Source organism: Streptomyces sp. URMC 124, from assembly GCF_051386455.1.
GTDB lineage: Bacteria > Actinomycetota > Actinomycetes > Streptomycetales > Streptomycetaceae > Streptomyces.
In genome coordinates this window covers 1-240 of record NZ_JBPQTS010000630.1, presented here as the reverse complement: position 1 = coordinate 240, position 240 = coordinate 1, and the positions used below count along the sequence as shown (strand labels likewise).

The following is a 240-nucleotide window of genomic DNA, read 5'->3' as shown; positions in this document are numbered from 1 at the left end:
CTGTGTGAGGCTTAACGGAAGCTGGCTTTGCAAGTACTTGACCACGCTCGATTTGAGTACGGTCGATACCGCGAAGCAGAGCACCGATGTTGTCACCAGCTTGAGCGGAATCCAGCAATTTACGGAACATTTCTACGCCCGTAACAACGGATTTCTTAGTCTCTTCTTCGATACCAACGATTTCAACTTCGTCGCCGACTTTGATTGTTCCGCGCTCAACACGGCCAGTAGCAACTGTAC

Annotated in this window: 1 protein-coding gene; it reads right to left on the bottom strand. The window is 50.0% G+C overall.

Translation table 11 applies throughout. The features are described 5' to 3' along the window. Positions 1–240: EF-Tu/IF-2/RF-3 family GTPase (locus tag ACSNOG_RS33950; protein ID WP_436756511.1), on the bottom strand; the 240-nt coding region annotated here is incomplete at both ends.